This is a genomic window from Leclercia adecarboxylata (genome assembly GCF_023639785.1).
GTDB classification, from domain to species: Bacteria; Pseudomonadota; Gammaproteobacteria; order Enterobacterales; family Enterobacteriaceae; genus Enterobacter; species Enterobacter adecarboxylatus_D.
The window spans coordinates 4481443-4502147 of sequence record NZ_CP098325.1 but is presented as its reverse complement, the minus strand read 5'-3'; the positions used below and the strand labels follow the sequence as shown (position 1 = coordinate 4502147).

General features: G+C 56.3%; 17 protein-coding genes and 4 tRNA genes. 16 read left to right on the top strand and 5 right to left on the bottom strand.

Annotation, left to right across the window (positions count from 1 at the left end; all coding sequences use genetic code 11):
- Nucleotides 1–157: 157 nt before the first annotated feature.
- From rho to NB069_RS21230, 16 genes are all read left to right on the top strand, one after another.
- Nucleotides 158–1417: a transcription termination factor Rho gene (rho, locus tag NB069_RS21305; RefSeq protein WP_001054528.1), complete on the top strand. Its 1260-nt coding sequence runs from the start codon at nucleotides 158–160 to the stop codon at nucleotides 1415–1417.
- Between the two features lie 240 nt (nucleotides 1418–1657).
- Nucleotides 1658–2758, top strand: a complete 1101-nt coding sequence (gene wecA, locus NB069_RS21300; RefSeq protein ID WP_039031232.1) for a UDP-N-acetylglucosamine--undecaprenyl-phosphate N-acetylglucosaminephosphotransferase — start codon at nucleotides 1658–1660, stop codon at nucleotides 2756–2758.
- Nucleotides 2759–2770: 12 nt separating this feature from the next.
- On the top strand, nucleotides 2771–3817 hold the full coding sequence (gene wzzE / locus NB069_RS21295; RefSeq protein ID WP_250586569.1) for an ECA polysaccharide chain length modulation protein: 1047 nt from the start codon (nucleotides 2771–2773) through the stop codon (nucleotides 3815–3817).
- A gap of 57 nt (nucleotides 3818–3874) precedes the next feature.
- Nucleotides 3875–5005 carry a non-hydrolyzing UDP-N-acetylglucosamine 2-epimerase gene (wecB, locus tag NB069_RS21290; RefSeq protein WP_250586568.1) on the top strand — a complete coding sequence of 377 codons (1131 nt, stop codon included), beginning with the start codon at nucleotides 3875–3877 and terminating at the stop codon, nucleotides 5003–5005.
- Nucleotides 5002–6264, top strand: coding sequence for a UDP-N-acetyl-D-mannosamine dehydrogenase (gene wecC / locus NB069_RS21285; protein ID WP_250586567.1), 1263 nt, complete (start codon nucleotides 5002–5004; stop codon nucleotides 6262–6264). Before wecB ends, wecC begins: the two co-directional genes overlap by 4 nt.
- Entirely contained in the window at nucleotides 6261–6938 is a 678-nt protein-coding gene (gene rffC, locus NB069_RS21280; RefSeq protein ID WP_250586566.1) for a dTDP-4-amino-4,6-dideoxy-D-galactose acyltransferase, read from the top strand. The genes wecC and rffC overlap by 4 nt, the downstream gene beginning before the upstream one ends.
- A 4-nt stretch (nucleotides 6939–6942) precedes the next feature.
- Entirely contained in the window at nucleotides 6943–8073 is a 1131-nt protein-coding gene (gene rffA, locus NB069_RS21275; protein ID WP_250586565.1) for a dTDP-4-amino-4,6-dideoxygalactose transaminase, read from the top strand.
- Nucleotide 8074: 1 nt separating this feature from the next.
- Entirely contained in the window at nucleotides 8075–9325 is a 1251-nt protein-coding gene (gene wzxE / locus NB069_RS21270) for a lipid III flippase WzxE (protein WP_250586564.1), read from the top strand.
- A complete protein-coding gene (locus tag NB069_RS21265; RefSeq protein WP_250586563.1) occupies nucleotides 9322–10401 on the top strand; it encodes a TDP-N-acetylfucosamine:lipid II N-acetylfucosaminyltransferase in 1080 nt (359 codons plus the stop codon). Before wzxE ends, NB069_RS21265 begins: the two co-directional genes overlap by 4 nt.
- A complete protein-coding gene (wzyE, locus tag NB069_RS21260) occupies nucleotides 10398–11750 on the top strand; it encodes an ECA oligosaccharide polymerase (protein ID WP_250586562.1) in 1353 nt (450 codons plus the stop codon). Before NB069_RS21265 ends, wzyE begins: the two co-directional genes overlap by 4 nt.
- A gap of 12 nt (nucleotides 11751–11762) precedes the next feature.
- On the top strand, nucleotides 11763–12503 hold the full coding sequence (gene wecG, locus NB069_RS21255) for a lipopolysaccharide N-acetylmannosaminouronosyltransferase (protein WP_250586561.1): 741 nt from the start codon (nucleotides 11763–11765) through the stop codon (nucleotides 12501–12503).
- 268 nt (nucleotides 12504–12771) lie between these two features.
- Nucleotides 12772–14154 (top strand): bifunctional threonine/serine APC transporter ThrP, encoded by a 1383-nt coding sequence (thrP, locus tag NB069_RS21250; RefSeq protein WP_250586560.1) that lies wholly within the window; start codon nucleotides 12772–12774, stop codon nucleotides 14152–14154.
- A gap of 105 nt (nucleotides 14155–14259) precedes the next feature.
- Nucleotides 14260–14336 (top strand) — tRNA-Arg (locus NB069_RS21245).
- A 64-nt stretch (nucleotides 14337–14400) separates the two neighbouring features.
- A tRNA-His gene (locus tag NB069_RS21240) sits at nucleotides 14401–14476 on the top strand.
- A gap of 21 nt (nucleotides 14477–14497) precedes the next feature.
- Nucleotides 14498–14583 (top strand) — tRNA-Leu (locus tag NB069_RS21235).
- A 44-nt stretch (nucleotides 14584–14627) separates the two neighbouring features.
- Nucleotides 14628–14704 (top strand) — tRNA-Pro (locus tag NB069_RS21230).
- Between the two features lie 515 nt (nucleotides 14705–15219).
- On the opposite strand, the gene NB069_RS21225 is transcribed toward NB069_RS21230, so the two are convergent.
- From NB069_RS21225 to hemC, 5 genes are all read right to left on the bottom strand, one after another.
- Nucleotides 15220–16425 (bottom strand): MFS transporter, encoded by a 1206-nt coding sequence (locus tag NB069_RS21225; protein ID WP_250586559.1) that lies wholly within the window; start codon nucleotides 16423–16425, stop codon nucleotides 15220–15222.
- A 157-nt stretch (nucleotides 16426–16582) separates the two neighbouring features.
- Complete coding sequence (hemY, locus tag NB069_RS21220) at nucleotides 16583–17782, bottom strand: protoheme IX biogenesis protein HemY (protein WP_250586558.1); 1200 nt, start codon at nucleotides 17780–17782, stop codon at nucleotides 16583–16585.
- A 2-nt stretch (nucleotides 17783–17784) separates the two neighbouring features.
- Nucleotides 17785–18957, bottom strand: coding sequence for a uroporphyrinogen-III C-methyltransferase (hemX, locus tag NB069_RS21215; RefSeq protein ID WP_250586557.1), 1173 nt, complete (start codon nucleotides 18955–18957; stop codon nucleotides 17785–17787).
- Nucleotides 18958–18978: 21 nt separating this feature from the next.
- Nucleotides 18979–19719 (bottom strand): uroporphyrinogen-III synthase, encoded by a 741-nt coding sequence (gene hemD, locus NB069_RS21210; RefSeq protein WP_250586556.1) that lies wholly within the window; start codon nucleotides 19717–19719, stop codon nucleotides 18979–18981.
- Nucleotides 19716–20657, bottom strand: a complete 942-nt coding sequence (gene hemC / locus NB069_RS21205) for a hydroxymethylbilane synthase (RefSeq protein WP_250586555.1) — start codon at nucleotides 20655–20657, stop codon at nucleotides 19716–19718. Before hemC ends, hemD begins: the two co-directional genes overlap by 4 nt.
- Between the last annotated feature and the right edge of the window lie 48 nt (nucleotides 20658–20705).

Below are 20705 nucleotides of genomic sequence, written 5' to 3'. Positions count from 1 at the left end.
TCACTCAATCCGTCTTGTCGTTTCAGTTCTGTGCTTTCCCTGTGACCAGACAGCGAACAGACATGAGTTGATGGCCGTTAACAGGCATGGATGACCCTGCCATACCATTCACAAATTAAGTTCGAGTATCACCCCGAGTTTAAGAACCCACACCATTATGAATCTTACCGAATTAAAGAATACGCCGGTTTCTGAGCTGATCACTCTCGGCGAAAATATGGGACTGGAAAACCAGGCCCGTATGCGCAAGCAGGACATCATTTTTGCCATCCTGAAGCAGCACGCGAAGAGTGGCGAAGATATCTTTGGCGACGGTGTGCTGGAGATATTGCAGGACGGATTTGGTTTCCTCCGCTCTGCAGACAGCTCCTACCTCGCCGGTCCTGATGATATCTACGTTTCCCCCAGCCAAATCCGCCGTTTCAACCTCCGCACTGGTGACACCATTTCAGGTAAGATTCGTCCTCCTAAAGAGGGTGAACGCTACTTTGCGCTGTTGAAAGTTAACGAAGTTAACTACGACAAACCAGAAAACTCGCGCAATAAGATCCTGTTTGAAAACTTAACGCCGCTGCACGCGAACTCTCGCCTGCGCATGGAGCGTGGTAACGGTTCTACCGAAGACCTGACCGCTCGCGTTCTGGATCTGGCTTCTCCGATTGGTCGTGGCCAGCGTGGCCTGATTGTTGCGCCGCCAAAAGCGGGTAAAACCATGCTGCTGCAGAACATCGCGCAGAGCATCGCTTACAACCATCCAGACTGCGTGCTGATGGTGCTGCTGATTGACGAACGTCCGGAAGAAGTAACCGAGATGCAGCGTCTGGTGAAAGGTGAAGTGGTTGCGTCTACCTTTGACGAACCAGCATCCCGTCACGTTCAGGTCGCTGAAATGGTTATCGAGAAGGCGAAGCGTCTGGTTGAGCATAAAAAAGACGTTATTATTCTGCTCGACTCCATTACCCGTCTGGCTCGTGCCTACAACACCGTGGTTCCGGCTTCCGGTAAAGTACTGACCGGTGGTGTGGATGCCAACGCCCTGCATCGTCCGAAGCGTTTCTTCGGTGCTGCACGTAACGTGGAAGAGGGCGGTAGCCTGACCATCATCGCAACCGCGCTGATCGACACCGGCTCGAAGATGGATGAAGTGATTTACGAAGAGTTTAAAGGTACAGGCAACATGGAACTGCACCTCTCACGTAAAATCGCTGAAAAACGCGTCTTCCCGGCTATCGACTACAACCGTTCCGGTACCCGTAAAGAAGAGCTGCTCACCACTCAGGAAGAGCTGCAGAAAATGTGGATCCTGCGCAAAATTATCCATCCAATGGGTGAAATCGACGCTATGGAATTCCTCATTAATAAGCTGGCGATGACCAAAACTAACGATGATTTCTTCGATATGATGAAACGCTCGTAAAGTAAATAAAGCGCCGAAACGCCACGTTTTTACGTGGCGTTTTTCTTTTGTGGCTTATACGCTGTAACAGTAAGCTGTCAAATTATACTGCCGGGGACGAAAATCGGAATGTTCGTCAAAGCAGAAAAGTAATTGTCTGAAAAATAAACAAAGGGACTTGGGTGAGGCCTGCTTTTTCCTTCTGGAGCCGAGCCTTCAAGGTTATACTTCCGGGATTAACATTTGTTGAGAGCATCCATTGTGAATCTACTCACTGCGGTGACTGAGCTAATCAGTATTTTTCTTTTCACCACCTGCTTTTTATTCCTCGCCCGTAAAGTGGCGAAGAGAGTCGGACTGGTGGATAAGCCCAATTATCGTAAACGCCATCAAGGCTTGATTCCGCTGGTTGGCGGAATCTCTGTTTACGCGGGTATCTGCTTCACCTTCAGCATTGCGGATTATTATATTCCTCATGCGGCACTTTATCTGGCCTGTGCCGGTGTGCTGGTGCTGGTCGGAGCGCTGGACGACCGATACGACATCAGCGTCAAATTCCGCGCTGCGGTTCAGGCGGCGATCGGCGTCATCATGATGGTGGTGGGGAAGCTGTATCTCAGCAGCCTCGGCTACATCTTTGGCACCTGGGAGATGGTGCTGGGGCCATTCGGCTACTTCCTGACGCTGTTTGCCGTGTGGGCGGCGATTAACGCCTTTAACATGGTGGATGGCATTGATGGCCTGCTTGGCGGGCTCTCAAGCGTCTCGTTCGCGGCTATCGGTATCATCCTGTGGTTCGACGGCCAGTACAGTCTGTCGATGTGGTGCTTCGCGATGATCGCCGCCATTCTGCCTTATATCTGTCTTAACCTCGGCGTGCTGGGCCGTCGCTATAAGGTCTTTATGGGCGATGCCGGGAGTACGCTGATTGGTTTTACCGTTATCTGGATCCTGCTCGAAACCACCCAGGGTAATACACATCCTATCAGTCCGGTGACGGCGCTGTGGATTATTGCGATCCCGCTGATGGATATGGTGGCGATTATGTACCGCCGTCTGCGTAAAGGTATGAGCCCGTTCTCTCCGGACCGCCAGCATATTCACCACTTAATTATGCGCGCGGGCTTCACTTCACGTCAGGCATTTGTCCTCATTACGCTGGCCGCTGCGCTGTTAGCCGGAATTGGTGTTGCCGCAGAATATGCGCATTTCATTCCTGAATGGGTAATGTTGGTATTATTCTTGCTTGCATTTTTCCTGTACGGCTACTGTATTAAACGCGCATGGAAAGTCGCGCGCTTTATTAAACGCGTCAAACGCCGTATGCGTAGAAATGGTAATAACCCAACTTTAACTAAGTAAATCGGGACTGTAATGACTCAACCGTTGGCGGGAGCAAAATCGGTGGTAACTGAGAATGAGCTGGATGTTCGTGGCTTGTTCCGCGTGTTATGGGCGGGCAAGTTTTGGATTGCAGGCATTGCGCTGGGCTTTGCACTTATCGCTCTGGCGTATACCTTTTTCGCCAGACAGGAGTGGAGTGCGACGGCGATTACTGACCGCCCTACGGTAAACATGCTGGGTGGGTTCTACTCTCAGCAACAGTTTCTGCGCAACCTGGATGTGAAAGCGAATCCGGCCTCCGCTGACCAGCCTTCGGTGATGGATGAGTCCTACAAAGAGTTCGTTATGCAGCTCGCCTCCTGGGATACGCGCCGCGATTTCTGGAACCAGACCGACTATTTTAAACAGCGGATGGTCGGCAACAGCAAAGCGGATGCGGCCCTGCTGGATGAACTGATCAACAACATTCAGTTTATGGCGGGCGACCCGCTGCGCAACATCAACGACAGCGTCAAGCTGATCGCTGAAACCGCGCCGGATGCTAACAACCTGCTGCGTCAGTATGTTGCCTTCGCCAGCCAGCGTGCGGCGAGCCATCTTAATGATGAGCTGAAAGGTGCCTGGGCAGCGCGTACCATTCAGATGAAAGCACAGGTAAAACGTCAGGAAGAGGTCGCTAAAGCGATCTTTAATCGTCGGGTGCACAACATCGAGCAGGCGTTGAAGATTGCCGAAAAGAGCAATATCTCCCGCAGCGAAACCGACGTGCCTGCCGATGAACTGCCAGACTCTGAAATGTTCCTGCTGGGTCGTCCTATGCTCCAGGCACGCCTGGAGAATCTGCAGGCCGTTGGGCCAGATGTGGACCTCGATTACGACCAAAACCGCGCCATGCTCACGACCCTCAACGTAGGTCCGACACTGGACCCACGTTTTCAGACCTATCGTTATTTGCGTACACCTGAAGAACCTGTAAAACGCGATAGTCCACGTCGCGCATTCCTGATGATTATGTGGGGGATTGTGGGTGCTTTAATTGGCGCAGGCGTGGCATTAACGCGTCGTCGCAAACTGTAAGAACGCCATCTACGATGAAGGCTTCTGGCCTTCATCGCTTAATCGAAGAGAATCGATGTGAAAGTACTTACCGTCTTTGGTACAAGGCCGGAAGCCATCAAGATGGCGCCTCTGGTTCATGCGCTTGCAAACGACCCTCATTTTGAGGCGAAAGTTTGTGTTACCGCGCAGCATCGGGAGATGCTGGATCAGGTCCTTAAACTCTTTTCCATTGTTCCCGACTACGACCTCAATATTATGAAGCCGGGGCAAGGGTTAACCGAAATCACCTGCCGTATTCTGGAAGGGTTAAAACCTATTCTGGAGTCGTTCAGGCCGGATGTCGTGCTGGTACATGGCGATACCACTACCACTATTGCCACCAGTCTGGCAGCGTTCTATCAACGTATTCCGGTTGGGCATGTCGAAGCTGGCTTACGTACCGGGGATCTCTCCTCTCCGTGGCCTGAAGAGGCGAACCGGACCCTGACCGGCCATCTGGCGATGTATCACTTTGCGCCGACCGAGAATTCCCGTCAGAACCTGCTGCGTGAGAACGTCAATGACCAGCATATTTTTGTCACCGGCAACACGGTGATCGACGCGCTTATCTGGGTGCGCGACCGGGTGCTGGCGAATGAGAGCCTGCGTGGACATCTGGCGGAACAGTACCCCTTCCTCGCCAACGGTAAAAAGATGATTCTGGTCACTGGCCACCGGCGGGAAAGCTTTGGTCAGGGCTTCGAGCAAATCTGTCATGCGCTGGCCGAAATCGCCGCGCAGAACGAAGATGTGCAGATCGTCTATCCGGTGCATCTGAATCCTAACGTCAGCGAGCCGGTTAATCGCATCCTGGGGCATGTCAAAAACGTCATACTGATTGAGCCGCAGGACTATCTGCCCTTCGTCTGGCTGATGAACCATGCCTGGCTGATCCTGACGGATTCAGGCGGCATTCAGGAAGAAGCGCCTTCACTGGGCAAACCGGTGCTGGTGATGCGTGAAACCACCGAACGTCCTGAAGCGGTTAAAGCAGGAACGGTAAGGCTGGTGGGGACCGATTCGCGAACCATCGTCGAAGAGGTGACGCGCCTGCTGCACAACAATGAAGAGTATCAGGCCATGAGCCGGGCCCATAATCCGTATGGTGATGGGCAGGCCTGTGACCGTATTTTGTTCGCACTCAAACACAATCGGGTATCGCTATGAGTTTTACTACCATTTCTGTCATTGGTCTTGGCTATATCGGGCTGCCAACGGCGGCGGCATTTGCCTCCCGTCAAAAACAGGTAGTGGGCGTTGATATCAACCAGCATGCGGTTGCGACCATCAACAAGGGTGAAATTCATATCGTTGAACCGGATCTCGACAAGGTAGTAAAGACCGCCGTTGAAGGGGGATACCTGAAGGCCACCACCACGCCGGTCGCCGCTGATGCCTACCTGATCGCCGTGCCGACGCCGTTTAAAGGCGATCACGAGCCGGATATGGTGTATGTCGAAGCGGCAGCGAAATCTATCGCGCCTGTACTGAAGAAAGGCGCGCTGGTTATCCTCGAATCCACTTCACCGGTGGGCGCCACCGAGCAGATGGCCGAGTGGCTGGCAGAGGCGCGCCCGGATCTGACCTTCCCGCAGCAGGCAGGCGAGCAGGCCGATATTAACGTCGCCTACTGTCCGGAGCGCGTGCTTCCGGGGCAGGTGATGGTCGAACTGATTAAAAACGATCGTGTTATCGGCGGGATGACCCCGGTCTGTTCCGCCCGCGCCAGTGAACTGTACAACATCTTCCTTAAGGGCGAGTGTGTAGTGACCAACTCGCGCACCGCCGAGATGTGCAAACTGACCGAAAACAGCTTCCGCGACGTGAACATCGCGTTTGCCAATGAACTGTCGCTCATCTGTGCCGATCAGGGGATTAACGTCTGGGAACTGATTCGCCTCGCAAACCGTCACCCGCGCGTCAATATTCTGCAACCCGGGCCGGGCGTGGGCGGTCACTGTATCGCGGTCGACCCGTGGTTTATCGTGGCGCAAAACCCCGAGCAGGCGCGTCTCATCCGTACCGCCCGCGAAGTGAACGACAGCAAACCCCACTGGGTGCTGAATCAGGTGAAAGCCACCGTGGCAGATTACCTGACCCAGAGCGGCAAGCGGGCCAACGAAGTGACCATCGCCTGTTTCGGTCTGGCCTTTAAGCCGAACATTGACGATCTGCGTGAAAGCCCGGCGATGGAAATTGCCGAAATGATTGCCCAATGGCACAGCGGCGAAACCCAGGTAGTTGAACCCAATATCCATGAGCTGCCGAAAAAGCTGGCCGGCCACTGTACCCTGACAAGCATTGATGATGCGCTGGCCTCCGCCGATGTGCTGGTGCTGCTGGTGGATCACAGCGAGTTTAAGGCGATCAGGGGTGAGGCTGTGCGTCAGGATTATATCGTTGATACCAAAGGGGTATGGCGTTGAGTCAGCTCTTTGGCGAATTACAGCCGCTGGCGTGGGAGAGTGATTTTTTTGCCCTTCCCACGGCGATTGTACGCCTGGCTGATGATGCTCCGCTGCTGGCGCCCTCCGGTTTAGACGCCTGGCAGCGGGTGCAGGCCAAAATTCCGGCGACCCGCGCCGACTGGCTGGATGCGCTGCAGCAGCTGGGGTTCAGGCTGGTAGAAGGCGAAGTCGATCTCGCCATTACCGTGACGCAGCATGCCTGTCCCGGCGCGGAACCCGCAACCGAACAGGATATTCCGGCGCTGCGCCAGCTTGCCGCCCATGCCTTTGCTCAGAGCCGCTTTCGCGCGCCCTGGTACGCCGCAGATGACAGCGGCCGCTTCTACGCCCGGTGGATCGAAAATGCGGTAAAAGGCACTTTCGACCATCTCTGCCTGGTGTTTCGTGCTTCAGATGGCACCATCGGGGGCTTTGTCTCCCTGCGCAAGCTCAACGACAGCGAGGCGCGTATCGGCCTGCTGGCGGGGCGTGGTATGGGCGAAAAGTTAATGCAGGCGGCGCTCTACTGGGCGCAGCAGCAGCAGATTTCCACTTTGCGGGTGGCGACCCAGATGGGCAACACCGCCGCGCTTAAACGTTATATCGCAAGCGGCGGCAACATCGAATCGACCGCTTACTGGTTATACAGGTGACAAGATGATCCCATTTAATGCGCCTCCTGTGGTGGGCACCGAACTCGATTACATGCAGTCTGCGATGGGCAGCGGCAAACTTTGTGGCGATGGCGGTTATACGCGCCGTTGCCAGCAGTGGATGGAGCAGCGTTTCCAGAGTCCAAAAGTACTGCTGACGCCTTCCTGCACGGCGTCGCTGGAGATGGCGGCGCTGCTGCTTGATCTGGGGCCCGGCGATGAAGTGATTATGCCGAGCTATACCTTCGTCTCCACCGCCAACGCCTTCGTGCTGCGCGGGGCGAAAATTGTTTTCGTGGATATCCGCCCGGATACCATGAACATCGACGAGACGCTGATTGAAGCGGCGATCACCGATAAGACCCGCGCCATCGTGCCGGTTCACTATGCCGGTGTGGCGTGCGAGATGGACACCATCATGGCGATTGCCAAAAAGCACAACCTCTTCGTGGTGGAAGATGCTGCCCAGGGGGTGATGTCCACTTACAAAGGCCGCGCCCTGGGCACTATCGGGCATATTGGCTGCTTCAGCTTCCACGAAACCAAAAACTACACCGCCGGTGGAGAAGGCGGCGCGACGCTGATTAACGATCGCGCCCTGGTGGAACGCGCTGAAATCATCCGTGAGAAAGGCACCAACCGCAGCCAGTTCTTCCGCGGACAGGTGGATAAGTACACCTGGCGTGATATCGGCTCAAGTTATCTGATGGCGGATCTGCAGGCGGCCTACCTGTGGGCCCAGCTGGAGGCGGCTGACCGCATCAACCAGCAGCGTCTGGCCCTGTGGCAGACCTATCACGATGCGCTGGCCCCGCTGGCGCGCAAAGGCCGTATCGAACTGCCGACCATCCCGGCCGAGTGCGTGCACAACGCCCATATGTTCTACATTAAGCTGCGGGATAACGACGATCGCAGCGAGCTTATCGCCTGGCTGAAAGAAGCTGAGATCCTGGCGGTGTTCCACTACATTCCGCTGCACTCCAGCCCGGCGGGCGAAGCCTTTGGCGAGTTCGTGGGTGAAGATCGCTTTACCACGAAAGAAAGTGAGCGATTACTCCGCTTACCGCTGTTCTATAACCTCGCTGCGGTCAACCAGCGCACGGTGATCAATACCCTTCTGAGTTATTTCGGCTGATATGTCTCTGGCGAAAGCATCGGTGTGGACCGCCGCGTCCACACTCGTCAAGATCGGCGCGGGATTGCTGGTCGTAAAACTGCTGGCAGTATCCTTTGGCCCTTCCGGTGTCGGGCAGGCGGGCAACTTCCGCCAGCTGGTCACCGTACTGGGCGTGCTGGCCGGGGCAGGGATCTTCAACGGCGTAACCAAGTACGTCGCGCAATATCATGATGATGCGGCGCAGCTACGCACCGTAGTCGGCACCTCATCGGCGATGGTGCTGGGCTTTTCCACCCTGCTGGCCATCATCTTTTTACTGGCGGCCGCGCCCATCAGTCAGGGCCTGTTCGGCCACACCGGCTATCAGGGTCTGGTGCGGCTGGTGGCGCTGGTGCAAATGGGCATTGCCTGGGCAAATCTGCTACTGGCGCTGATGAAGGGCTTTCGCGATGCCGCGGGCAATGCGCTGGCGCTGATTATCGGCAGCGTGATTGGGGTGATCGCCTATTACTTCTGTTACCGGCTGGGCGGCTACGAAGGCGCGCTGCTGGGGCTGGCGCTGGTGCCGGCGCTGGTGGTTGTTCCGGCGGCCTTTATGCTGATGCGCAGGGGAACCATCCCGCTGCACTATCTCAAGCCAAAATGGGACAACATTCTCGCCGGACAGCTGGGTAAATTTACCCTGATGGCGCTCATCACCTCCGTCACCCTGCCTGTGGCCTATGTGATGATGCGAAACCTGCTGGCGGCGCACTACAGCTGGGATGAAGTGGGGATCTGGCAGGGGGTCAGCAGCATCTCGGATGCCTATCTGCAGTTTATTACCGCCTCCTTTAGCGTCTACCTGTTGCCCACGCTCTCAAGGCTGACCGCCCGGCAGGAGATCACCCGCGAGATCCTTCGTTCGCTGCGCTTCGTCTTACCGGCGGTTGCGGCGGCGAGCTTTACCGTCTGGTTGCTGCGCGATGTCGCCATCTGGCTGCTGTTCTCTGACAAATTTACCGCGATGCGCGATCTGTTCGCATGGCAGCTGGTGGGCGACGTGCTGAAAGTAGGTGCTTACGTCTTTGGCTATCTGGTGATCGCCAAAGCGTCGCTGCGGCTCTATATCCTGGCGGAAATCAGCCAGTTTGCGTTGCTGACGGCATTCTCGCACTGGCTGATCCCCACGCACGGCGCGCTGGGGGCGGCTCAGGCCTACATGGCCACCTACATTGTCTATTTTGCTGCCTGTTGCGGCGTCTTTTTACTTTGGCATAAACGCGCATGACTGCACTGATTCACGTCCTGGGATCGGATATCCCACATCATAACCAGACCGTACTGCGGTTCTTCAACGATGAACTGGCACCCGGCAGCGCACTGGCGCGCGAATTTATGGTGGTGGGGAAAGACACCGGCCTCAGCGCCGCCTGCCCGGCACTGCGGCTGACCTTCTGGCGGGACAAAGCTTCCCTTGCGAAAGCGGTGATCGCGAAAGCCAAAGCGAACCGAGAGCAACGCTTCTTTTTCCACGGGCAGTTCAATACCGGCCTGTGGCTGGCATTGCTGAACGGCGGGATCAAGCCCGCGCAGTTTAACTGGCATATCTGGGGCGCTGATCTGTATGAAGTCTCCCGGGGCTGGAAATTCCGGCTTTTCTATCCGCTGCGGCGCATGGCGCAGGGCCGGGTAGGATGTATTTTTGCCACGCGCGGCGATCTGAACTATTTCGCGAAACAGCATCCGAACGTGCGTGGTGAGCTGCTCTATTTTCCGACGCGCATGAACCCGGCGCTGAACGGTTTAGCCGGTGACGTGCGACGCGAGGGCAAGCTGACGATTCTGGTGGGTAACTCCGGGGATCGCAGTAATGAGCATATTGCGGCCCTGAAGGCGGTGCATCAACAATTTGGCGATACGGTCAACGTGATTGTGCCGATGGGCTATCCTGCTAATAACGCGGCGTACATCGATGAGGTCCGTCAAAGCGGGCTGGCGCTGTTTAGTCCTGACAACCTGCAGATCCTCAGCGATAAGCTGGACTTTGACGACTACCTGGCCTTGCTGCGCCGGTGCGACCTGGGCTATTTCATCTTTGCGCGCCAGCAGGGCATTGGTACGCTGTGTCTGTTGATCCAGGCGGGAATACCCTGCGTGCTTAACCGCGAAAACCCGTTCTGGCAGGATATGGCCGAGCAGCACATTCCGGTGCTGTTCACCACGGATGACCTGAACGAAGAGGTGGTGCGTGAGGCTCAGCGACAGCTGGCGCAGGTGGATAAAAACGCCATCGACTTCTTCAGCCCGAACTACCTTACGCCGTGGCATCAGGCGCTGCGGATCGCCTCAGGAGAGAATGCATGAGCCAGTTGCAATTTAGTGGCCTGCTGGTCATCTGGCTTCTGAGCACCTTATTTATCGCCACGCTGACGTGGTTCGAGTTCCGCCGGGTGCGCTTCAACTTTAACGTCTTCTTCTCGCTGCTGTTTCTGCTGACCTTTTACTTCGGCTTCCCGCTGACGAGTATTCTGGTCTTCCGCTTCGATGTGGCAGTCGTCCCGCCGGAGATCCTGATGCAGGCGCTGCTGTCGGCGACCTGCTTCTATGGGGTCTATTACGTGGCCTATAAGACGCGGCTAAAACCGGCCAGCAGCGACGCCGCGCGGCGGCCGCTGTTTACCATGAACCGGGTCGAGACGCACCTGACCTGGATGATGCTGATGGGTATCGCGCTGGTCACCGTCGGTATCTTCTTTATGCACAACGGCTTTTTGCTGTTTAAGCTGCACTCTTACAGCCAGATCTTCTCCAGCGAAGTTTCCGGGGTGGCGCTCAAGCGCTTCTTCTATTTCTTCATTCCGGCGATGCTGGTTGTCTATTTCCTGCGGCAGGATGCCCGGGCATGGCTTTTCTTCCTGGTCAGCACCGTGGCGTTTGGCCTCCTGACCTACATGATTGTTGGCGGCACGCGCGCGAACATCATTATCGCCTTCGCCATCTTCCTGTTTATCGGCATTATTCGCGGCTGGATCTCGCTGTGGATGCTGGCTGCGGCGGGCGTGCTGGGGATCGTGGGCATGTTCTGGCTGGCGCTGAAGCGCTATGGCATGGATGTCAGCGGCGACGAGGCGTTTTACACCTTCCTGTACCTCACCCGCGACACCTTCTCGCCGTGGGAAAACTTAGCCCTGTTGCTGCAGAACTACGACAAAATCGATTTCCAGGGGCTGGCGCCCATTGTCCGCGATTTTTATGTCTTTATTCCCACCTGGCTGTGGCCGGACAGGCCCGGCGTGGTTCTGAACACCGCGAACTACTTTACCTGGGAAGTGCTGAACAACCACTCAGGGCTGGCGATTTCACCGACGCTGATCGGTTCGCTGGTGGTGATGGGCGGCGGCTGGTTTATCCTGCCGGGCGCCATTGCCGTGGGGCTGATTATCAAATGGTTTGACTGGCTCTATACCCTGGGCAATCAGGAGACCAACCGCTATAAGGCAGCGATTTTGCATAGTTTCTGTTTCGGTGCCATTTTCAATATGATCGTGCTGGCGCGAGAAGGGCTGGATTCTTTTGTCTCCCGCGTGGTCTTTTTCATGGTGGTTTTTGGCGCCTGTCTGCTGCTGGCGAAGCTGCTGTACTGGCTGTTCGACAGCGCTGGTTTAGTGCATAAGCGCGAACCGGCCAGGGACAGGGCGCTTTCGCGAGTCTGAGTAAGGATAATAATGACTGACAATACCTCTGCACCGCAGTATGACCTGCGGGGCCTGAAGCTGATCGGCTGGCGTGATATGCAGCATGCGCTGGACTATCTGTGTGCCGGAGATGGAATAAGAACCGGCACGCTGGTCGCCATCAATGCAGAAAAAATGCTTACCATTGAGGATAACGCCCAGGTGCGGGATCTCATCGAAGCAGCGGAGTTTAAATATGCCGATGGGATTAGCGTGGTTCGCTCCGTACGTAAGAAATACCCGTCTGCAAATATCTCCCGTGTGGCAGGGGCCGACCTCTGGGAAGCGCTGATGGCGCGGGCAGGGGCAGATGGCACACCGGTATTTCTCATCGGCGGTAAACCGGAGATTCTGGCGCAAACCGGGCAAAAATTACGTACACAGTGGCAGGTAAACATTGTCGGCAGCCAGGACGGCTATTTCAGCGCGGATGAGCAGCAGGCGCTGTTTGCTCGTGTGCGTGATAGTGGAGCTAAGATTGTCACCGTGGCGATGGGATCCCCACGCCAGGAGATCCTGATGCGCGACTGCCGTCAGGTCTACCCGGACGCGCTCTATATGGGCGTGGGCGGCACGTACGATGTCTTTACCGGCCATGTGAAACGCGCGCCGAAAGTGTGGCAGAACCTGGGGCTGGAGTGGCTGTATCGTCTGTTATCCCAGCCCAGCCGGATCACCCGCCAGTTACGTCTGCTGCGTTATCTCGGCTGGCACTACTCAGGGCGGCTTTAATTTCCTGTTAGCAGCGCGATATGCTGTTCGCGCTGCTACTTACCTGCAAACCTGCTGCTTTTATGTGCAATACATTCTTTTTTTTAACGCATCGTTTGCCATTTCACAAAATTTAAGAAACCATTCCCCCCCGTCACTACCGTACCAGGCTGTTTTTGCATCAACCGTTAACATAAACGGTCCATTACGCACAGCCTGTGATAGCGCATCTGTACCTATAACAATAACCGGCTAAGGCCGGGAGAGTCGCAAGCACAACCGAGGATTTATGGCAGAGAAAAAACCGGAGCTACAGCGTGGGCTGGAAGCTCGTCATATTGAACTTATCGCCCTTGGCGGGACGATTGGTGTGGGCCTGTTTATGGGCTCCGCCAGTACCCTGAAATGGGCCGGGCCGTCGGTCCTGCTGGCGTATATCATCGCCGGGCTGTTCGTCTTCTTTATCATGCGCTCCATGGGTGAGATGTTGTTCCTTGAACCCGTTGCCGGTTCGTTTGCGGTTTACGCGCACCGCTACATGAGTCCGTTTTTTGGCTATCTCACGGCCTGGTCGTACTGGTTTATGTGGATGGCGGTGGGAATATCGGAGATTACCGCCATCGGGGTCTACGTGCAGTTCTGGTTCCCGGAGATGGCGCAATGGATACCCGCGCTGATCGCCGTGGGGCTGGTGGCGCTGGCGAACCTGGCGGCCGTGCGTCTGTACGGTGAGATCGAGTTCTGGTTCGCGATGATTAAAGTCACCACCATTATTGTGATGATTGTTATCGGCGTGGGGGTGATCTTCTTCGGTTTGGGTAACGGCGGCCAGGCGATCGGTTTCAGCAACCTGACCGAACATGGCGGCTTCTTTGCCGGCGGCTGGAAAGGGTTCCTGACCGCGCTCTGTATCGTGGTGGCGTCCTACCAGGGTGTTGAGCTTATTGGTATTACTGCCGGTGAAGCGAAAAACCCGCAGGTGACCCTGCGCAGCGCGGTAGGCAAGGTGCTGTGGCGTATCCTCATCTTCTATGTGGGCGCGATTTTTGTCATCGTCACCCTTTTCCCGTGGAATGAGATTGGCAGTAACGGCAGCCCGTTCGTGCTGACCTTCGCCAAAATCGGCATTACCGCAGCGGCAGCGATTATCAACTTTGTGGTGCTGACGGCGGCGCTGTCCGGCTGTAACAGCGGCATGTACAGCTGCGGACGCATGCTCTACGCCCTGGCGAAAAACCGCCAGCTTCCGGCGGCGGTGGGTAAGGTTTCCCGTGCAGGCGTGCCCGTGGCGGGCGTGGCTATCTCGATTGTCATTCTGCTGGTGGGTTCATGCCTGAACTACATCATCCCGAATCCGCAGCGTGTCTTTGTTTATGTGTACAGCGCCAGCGTTCTGCCGGGCATGGTGCCGTGGTTTGTGATCCTGATTAGCCAGCTGCGTTTTCGTCAGGCGCATAAAAAAGCGATCGCCAGTCATCCGTTCCGCTCCATTCTGTTCCCGTGGACGAACTACTTAACGATGGCGTTCCTAAGTTGCGTGCTGATCGGCATGTACTTCAACGAAGATACCCGCATGTCGCTGTATGTCGGGATGATCTTCCTGGCCGCTGTGAGCGCGGGATACAAGCTTTTTGGCCTGGGTCGACACATAGATCGGACAAAAACGCAGTAATATGCGGCAAAGTGCGCAAAGTCTAAGCAAACGCGCATTTATTTTAAAAAAGCACTAGACAGCAGACCGAGACCTCCGTAATATCCAGCCCCGCAACGGCGCTAAGCGCCCGTAGCTCAGCTGGATAGAGCGCTGCCCTCCGGAGGCAGAGGTCTCAGGTTCGAATCCTGTCGGGCGCACCATTTACCCGGTGCTGGAGCTGCGGTGGTCTGTGAAGTAGGCAGAACCGCGTGAAAGAATACAGTGGTGGCTATAGCTCAGTTGGTAGAGCCCTGGATTGTGATTCCAGTTGTCGTGGGTTCGAATCCCATTAGCCACCCCATTATTTAAAGAGTTGTGAATTGCGAAGGTGGCGGAATTGGTAGACGCGCTAGCTTCAGGTGTTAGTGTCCTTTGGATGTGGGGGTTCGAGTCCCCCCCCTCGCACCACGACTTTTAATGAATTGAACTAAAAATTCAAAAAAGCAGTATTTCGGCGAGTAGCGCAGCTTGGTAGCGCAACTGGTTTGGGACCAGTGGGTCGGAGGTTCGAATCCTCTCTCGCCGACCAATTTTGAACCCCGCTTCGGCGGGGTTTTTTGTTTTCTGCTATTCCTGCTTCTCTATTCCTGCCACTGTTGTTTATTGCCGACAGCGCTATGCTGGCCTGTCGTGAATAAGTGACACTTAACCCACTGAAATATAATAATATATCTATTTATCGTCATGGCCGTCTCTTCCAGGAGACAGTTTCCCGCCTGTGACGACGTTTTCTGCTGCCTGTTTACCGCCTCACAGCGATAATTTCCTTTTGTCTTAAAAAGTTGGGATACATCCAACTTCGGGATGCAACTTTGGCACGTTGCGTGCAATAATATACGTGTAGATGCTCATTCCACCTCTTATGTTCGCCTTAGCGCCTCATAAACTCCGGAATGACGCAGAGCCATTTACGGTGCTTATCGTCCACTGACAGATGTCGCTTCGGCCTCATCAAACACCATGGGCACAACGTTGAGTGAAGCACCACAAGTTGTCAAACAGACCTGTTTAACGCCTGCTTTTTAGCAGGCGTTTTTTTATGCCTTATCTGCGGTAGCGCGTCATGATCCCCAACACAATCAGCAATGCGCACGTTGAGACGCCATACAGTGCTTCTACCGGTCCCAGCGCGTCAGCAGCCATGGCGGTGACACAGGTAAAGAGGGCAGCGCTGAGGGTTTGCCACCGCCATGCCTTACCGCTGGCAGCAGAGACTTGCGCAGCCTGAAAGCTACTCAAAACGCTGTAGGTTCCGGCCGCGAAGACAATGTTCGAAGCCAGATGGGCGATAAAGACCACGCCCAGCGCCAGCATCCCGGGCAACAGCGGGATGGCACCATACGAGAGTAAAAAGAGCCCCAGGCAGGCCAGCAGACGGCGGTTCTGCCCGGCGTAGCGGGCCAGGCTTTCTCTTTTGAGCAGCAGCGGGCCGCACAGTTGCCCCATACTGCGGGCAAACAGCAGAGGCAGAGCAAGGCCGGTGGCGTCATCCGGTTCAATGTGCTGTGCCAGGGCCGGAAGCAGCGCCATGGCTGGCGATCCCACTGCGGCAAGCGCCGGCAACAATACCAGGCTGCGCTTTTGCTGCGGGGCCAGCGTCTGCCAGCGTACCGTCACCGGTCTTTCTGCTTCAGCTGTGTGCTCAGGTGCCAGTGAGGGCAACGCTTTGCCTGTGAGCATCAGCATCAACAGCGAGCCAGCAAAGGTAAGCGCGTCGATCCCCACCAGCGCCAGCGCAGGCAGATGATGAAACAGCACGATGCCCAGTCCCGTCCCGACTAACACCTGCGAAGCAAAAATCATATTCTCCAGACAGGTGGCCGCAGGCAGTTCGGCTTCCGACAGGCCGCGCCTGAACAGCAGGGTCAGGGCCGGCCAGCTCATGCCCATCAGAAAGGCCTCGGCAGACTGCACCGCCAGCAGCGCCGTTACGCTGTGATACTGAATACCCAGCAGAGGGAACAGCAGAGCAAGCAGGCCCAGCCCCTCCGTCAGGAGCAGCAGGTGGACAGGGGAATAGCGCATACAGAGCTTTTCGCCCGCGAGGCTGCCGAGAAACCCCGGCAGGGTGGCAAACAGGTATGCCATTGTCAGTAAGGATGCAGGAGCCTGCCAGTCAAGCAGCAGGCCAAAGACCATCACCTGGGTTAAGCCATTTCCCAGCGAGGTAAATAGAAAAGCGCAGGCCAGCAGGCGCAGCCAGCGATGGCAGCGCAGCGCGTGAAAAAGCGCATACAGAAGCGTGTTCATGAAACGATCCTTTCAAAAACGATAGAGTCCACGCGTTAAAAGCGTGTGCAGAAAAATGTTTTTTGAAAGGTGTTGGTTACATTGGCGGAGTCGGTCTCTGAAGAGGGTGCAAAGAATGTAGCAAATAAAAAAGGAGGCCGTCAGGCCTCCTGTTAAATTATTGTTGCGAAGGATTGTTCTGGAGCGTCAGCAGCAGGCCATCGCGGCGCATTGCGGCGGCCTCTTCCGGCAGATGCAGTTTATCCAGCGTATCCGCCAGCCAGGCGTAATCGAACGCATCCGGTCGCTGTTTTAACGCGGCGCGGAAGGCGAGGCTGGCCTCTTTCCATTCGCCATGTCTTGCCAGCGACTGGCCGAGGGTGCTCCACAACAGGGGGCGATCGCCCACGGTTTTGATCTGCTGGCGAAGCATTTTTTCGATCTGCTCCGGATTGTTGGTTTTCAGGCGCGGGATCACCATCACCAGACGATCGTCATACTGACGCTTCAGGCCATCAACGATGATGTTCTGGGCGGTATCATGATCGTCACACTCAATCAGGTGCTCTGCCATTGCAACCTGTAGTGGCACCTGCTGACGCGTTTTGCGGCTCTGATTTTTCCACCACTCTTTCAGGCCATCGCTGCCCTGATCGGCACGCGCCTGGTCCATGAGGCCAATCCAGGCCTGACGTTGCAGACTATCGCGCTGCTCATCGTCTCCCACGTTAGCTTTCGCCATTGAGGGGATGATGTCCAGCAGCGAGCCCCAGGCGCCGGTGCGGATGTAGGCCTGCTCTGCCAGACGCAGCACTTCCGGATGACGCGGCGCGATCTCCAGCAGGCGATCGACGCCGTGACGGGCAGCATGATTCTCGTTGCGGGCCAGCTGCAGACGCACGCGGGTGATCTCAACCGGAATCGGGTCGTTTTCAGCCAGCTCGGCGGCGCGTTCCAGATGCTGATTGGCGCGCACTTCATCACCGCGCTGCTGGGCAGCCTCTGCAGCCAGCAGATAGTTCACCACCGGTTGTTCTGCATGATCGGCGTTCTTCGACATCAGCTTCTCAACCTGCTGATAGTCGCCTTCGGCCAGCTTCAGCAGCGCCTGTTCGGTCTGCTTGCGGGCACGGCGGCGCTTGCGGCCGACAAACCAGCTGCGGGTATGCGCTCCGGTACGGAAGATGCGGCGCAGGATCCATTCGATCGCCAGAAACGCCACCATCGCCAGGATCAGAATGATCACCAGTCCCGTGACGCTGGTTTCAATATTGTAATTATCGGTCTGGATCAGCACGTAACCCTGATGACCAGCCAGGAGAGGGCCGAGAACGATCCCGGCGATCAACAGTGCGAAGAGTAACAGGACTTTTAACATAGTTACTCTCCTTGCGGTGCGCTGTCAGGGGCCGGGGCTGGGGCAGGCGTCTGCGCCGCCGCTTCGCCCGGCTGTGCCAGCAGGTTACGCACGCGCGTCTGCATCAGCTTCTCCAGAATCGGCTGGCTCTCCAGCTTATCCGGTACGTTCATGGTGATGTTTTGCTGGCTCAGCTTATCCACGTCTTCAAGGAAGGCGGTGGTCGTGGCGTCATCGGTATCATAGTAAGCGCGTACCCAGGTGGAGACGTTATCCAGCGCCTGCTTGTAGGTCTCTTCCTGATGTCGCGGCACGGCCTGCGCGGCCACCAGCAGACGTGAACGCAGGTTCTCACGCAGGTAGACGTCCTGATTCGGGGCTAACAGCGGTACGGCGGTCTCATCGCGGCGGCGGACGGTGATAAAGCTGTCCATAAAGTTCTGCCAGCTTTTTTGCAGGTTGATACGCCACTCGCTCAGCGAGCTGGAAAGTTCGCTACTGTCGGAATCCATCGGGGAGTCGTCGTCATTATTGTCTGCCAGACGCAGGTTATCGATCTGGTTCGACAGCTGATTCACTTTCAGGATGATGCCGTCATAATCCACCTGCGATACGGTCGACAGGCTGGCGATATCCGCAGTGATTGCACGACGGGCGGCGATCAGGCTTGGGTCGTTCATATCGCCCAGGCTGGCATCGGCGCTTTTCAGCAGCGCGGCAGCGGTGGTGACATCCTGATCGCTCCACAGCTTGCGTCCGGCCAGTTTGACCAGGAAGTCAGCCTGCGCCAGCAGCCAGGTTTTGGCGTCGGTACCGGAAATGGCCGCGACTTTCTGCTGCATCTCATCCAGCTGTTTGACCAGCTCGTCCTGCTTATGGGTGGCCGCAGCCAGCTGGTCGGCCTGTTGCTTGATGACGCCATCCAGCTCGGCTTTTTGCGTCTGCTGCGCCTTTTGTAAGGCGGTGATTTGCGTCACCAGTTCGTCGTTCGTTGCAACCTGATTGGTCGCCTGTTTTTTCACCAGACCATACAGGCCGACGCCAGCGGCCAGCGCAATGGCGATGGCAATGGCGCTCAACGCCAGACTGGTTTTATTGCTGCCATGCTTTTTCTCTGTCGTTTCTGGCTGTGGCGTGGTGTCCACAGTCTCCCTGGTCTCTTCAACCACGGCGGAGGATTTTTCTTGTTCCGTCATTATGGCTTCCCATTATGAGAGTTATTGTAATGCGCGCAGCAGCGCATCGTTGTCGGCGTTATCAGCGATCCGAATATCTTGCCAGCCCAGTTCCCGGGCGAGGTTCGCCAGACGCTCACTGACGACCAGAAGCCGACAGCGGAGTAACCAGTTTTCACGATACCATTGTGGGATGAGTGTCCAGAGCTGTTGCAGCATCTCCCCGCTGGTAACCACCAGGGTAGTGACGCCGCGCGCCTGCCAGCGCATCGCCTCTTCCGCACCGTCATAATGTTTATGACTACGTTGATAACATTCACAAAATGTCACTTCTGCTCCACGCTCACGCAGCGTGTCGCCCAGCAATTCTCGTCCACCGTTGCCGCGCAAAATCAGCGCGCGTTTCCCTACAACAGTTTGTAATTCAGGTAATTGTAGCAACACTTCGCTGGTTTCCCGATCCAACGGATAGCGAATGTCCTGGCCGCTTTCAGTATGCAACGCCAGGGCAGTGGTTCTGCCGATGGCGAAATAGCGCGGCGCATCAGGCCAGTTCTGGCCGTCCTGTTGCAGCCGGGCGTGGGCAAATTCCACGGCATGTTGTGACAGGGCAAACAGCAAATCGCCAGCCTGCAGCGCGCCAAGATGGCCAGCGAGCTGGGGTAGCTCCCGGCCCGGAGAAAACTCAATCAGCGGAAAGCTCCACGCCACCTGCCCCAGTGTGCGCAGTCGGCTCACTAACTGATCTCCAGCGGGAGAAGGGCGGGTGACGAGAATACTCATGCCGGGGGTTCTCCATTATAAACGTCCGCGAGAATCTCACGGGCGCCGTTATTCAGCAGTTCTTCCGCCAGTGAAATCCCCAGCTGTTCTGCATCCTGTGGTTTGCCGCGGCGTTCGCCGCGCACCATCTGCGAACCATCCGGCGCGCCAACCAGCGCACGCAGCCACAGTTCGCCATCGGTTAATTCAGCATAGCTGCCAATCGGCACCTGACATCCCCCTTCAAGGCGGGTATTCATGGCACGCTCCGCCTGAACGCGGATTGCGGTCTCATCGTGATTGAGCGGCGCCAGCAGGGCATGGGTGCGCGTGTCGTTGAGTCGGCACTCGATGCCCACCGCGCCCTGACCGACGGCCGGTAGCGACTGTTCCGGAGAGAGCTCCGCCTTAATACGCGACTCGAGACCCAGGCGTTTCAGGCCGGCTACCGCCAGAATAATGGCATCATATTCACCGTTATCCAGTTTGCCGAGGCGGGTGCCGACGTTACCGCGCAGGGAGCGGATGATCAGGTCCGGGCGGTATTCGGCCAGCTGGCACTGGCGACGTAAACTTGACGTGCCAACGATGCTCCCCTGAGGCAGGGCATCCAGAGAATCGTAGTGATTAGAGACAAAGGCGTCGCGCGGATCTTCACGCTCGCAAATGGTGACCAGCCCCAGCCCTTCAGGGAAATCAACCGGGACATCCTTCATCGAGTGGACCGCAATATCAGCGCGATCTTCAAGCAGTGCCAGCTCAAGCTCTTTCACGAACAGGCCTTTACCGCCCACTTTCGCCAGCGGCGTATCAAGAATGACATCACCGCGCGTCACCATGGGTACCAGCTCTACACGCAAACCTGCATGACAGGCCTCGAGGCGCTGCTTAACATAATGTGCCTGCCAGAGCGCAAGGGGGCTTTGGCGTGTGGCAATTCTTAAAACATTGTCTAACATGCTTGTTACCGTCTTAATCGTCTGCTGACCATCCTAACATTGTTGTCT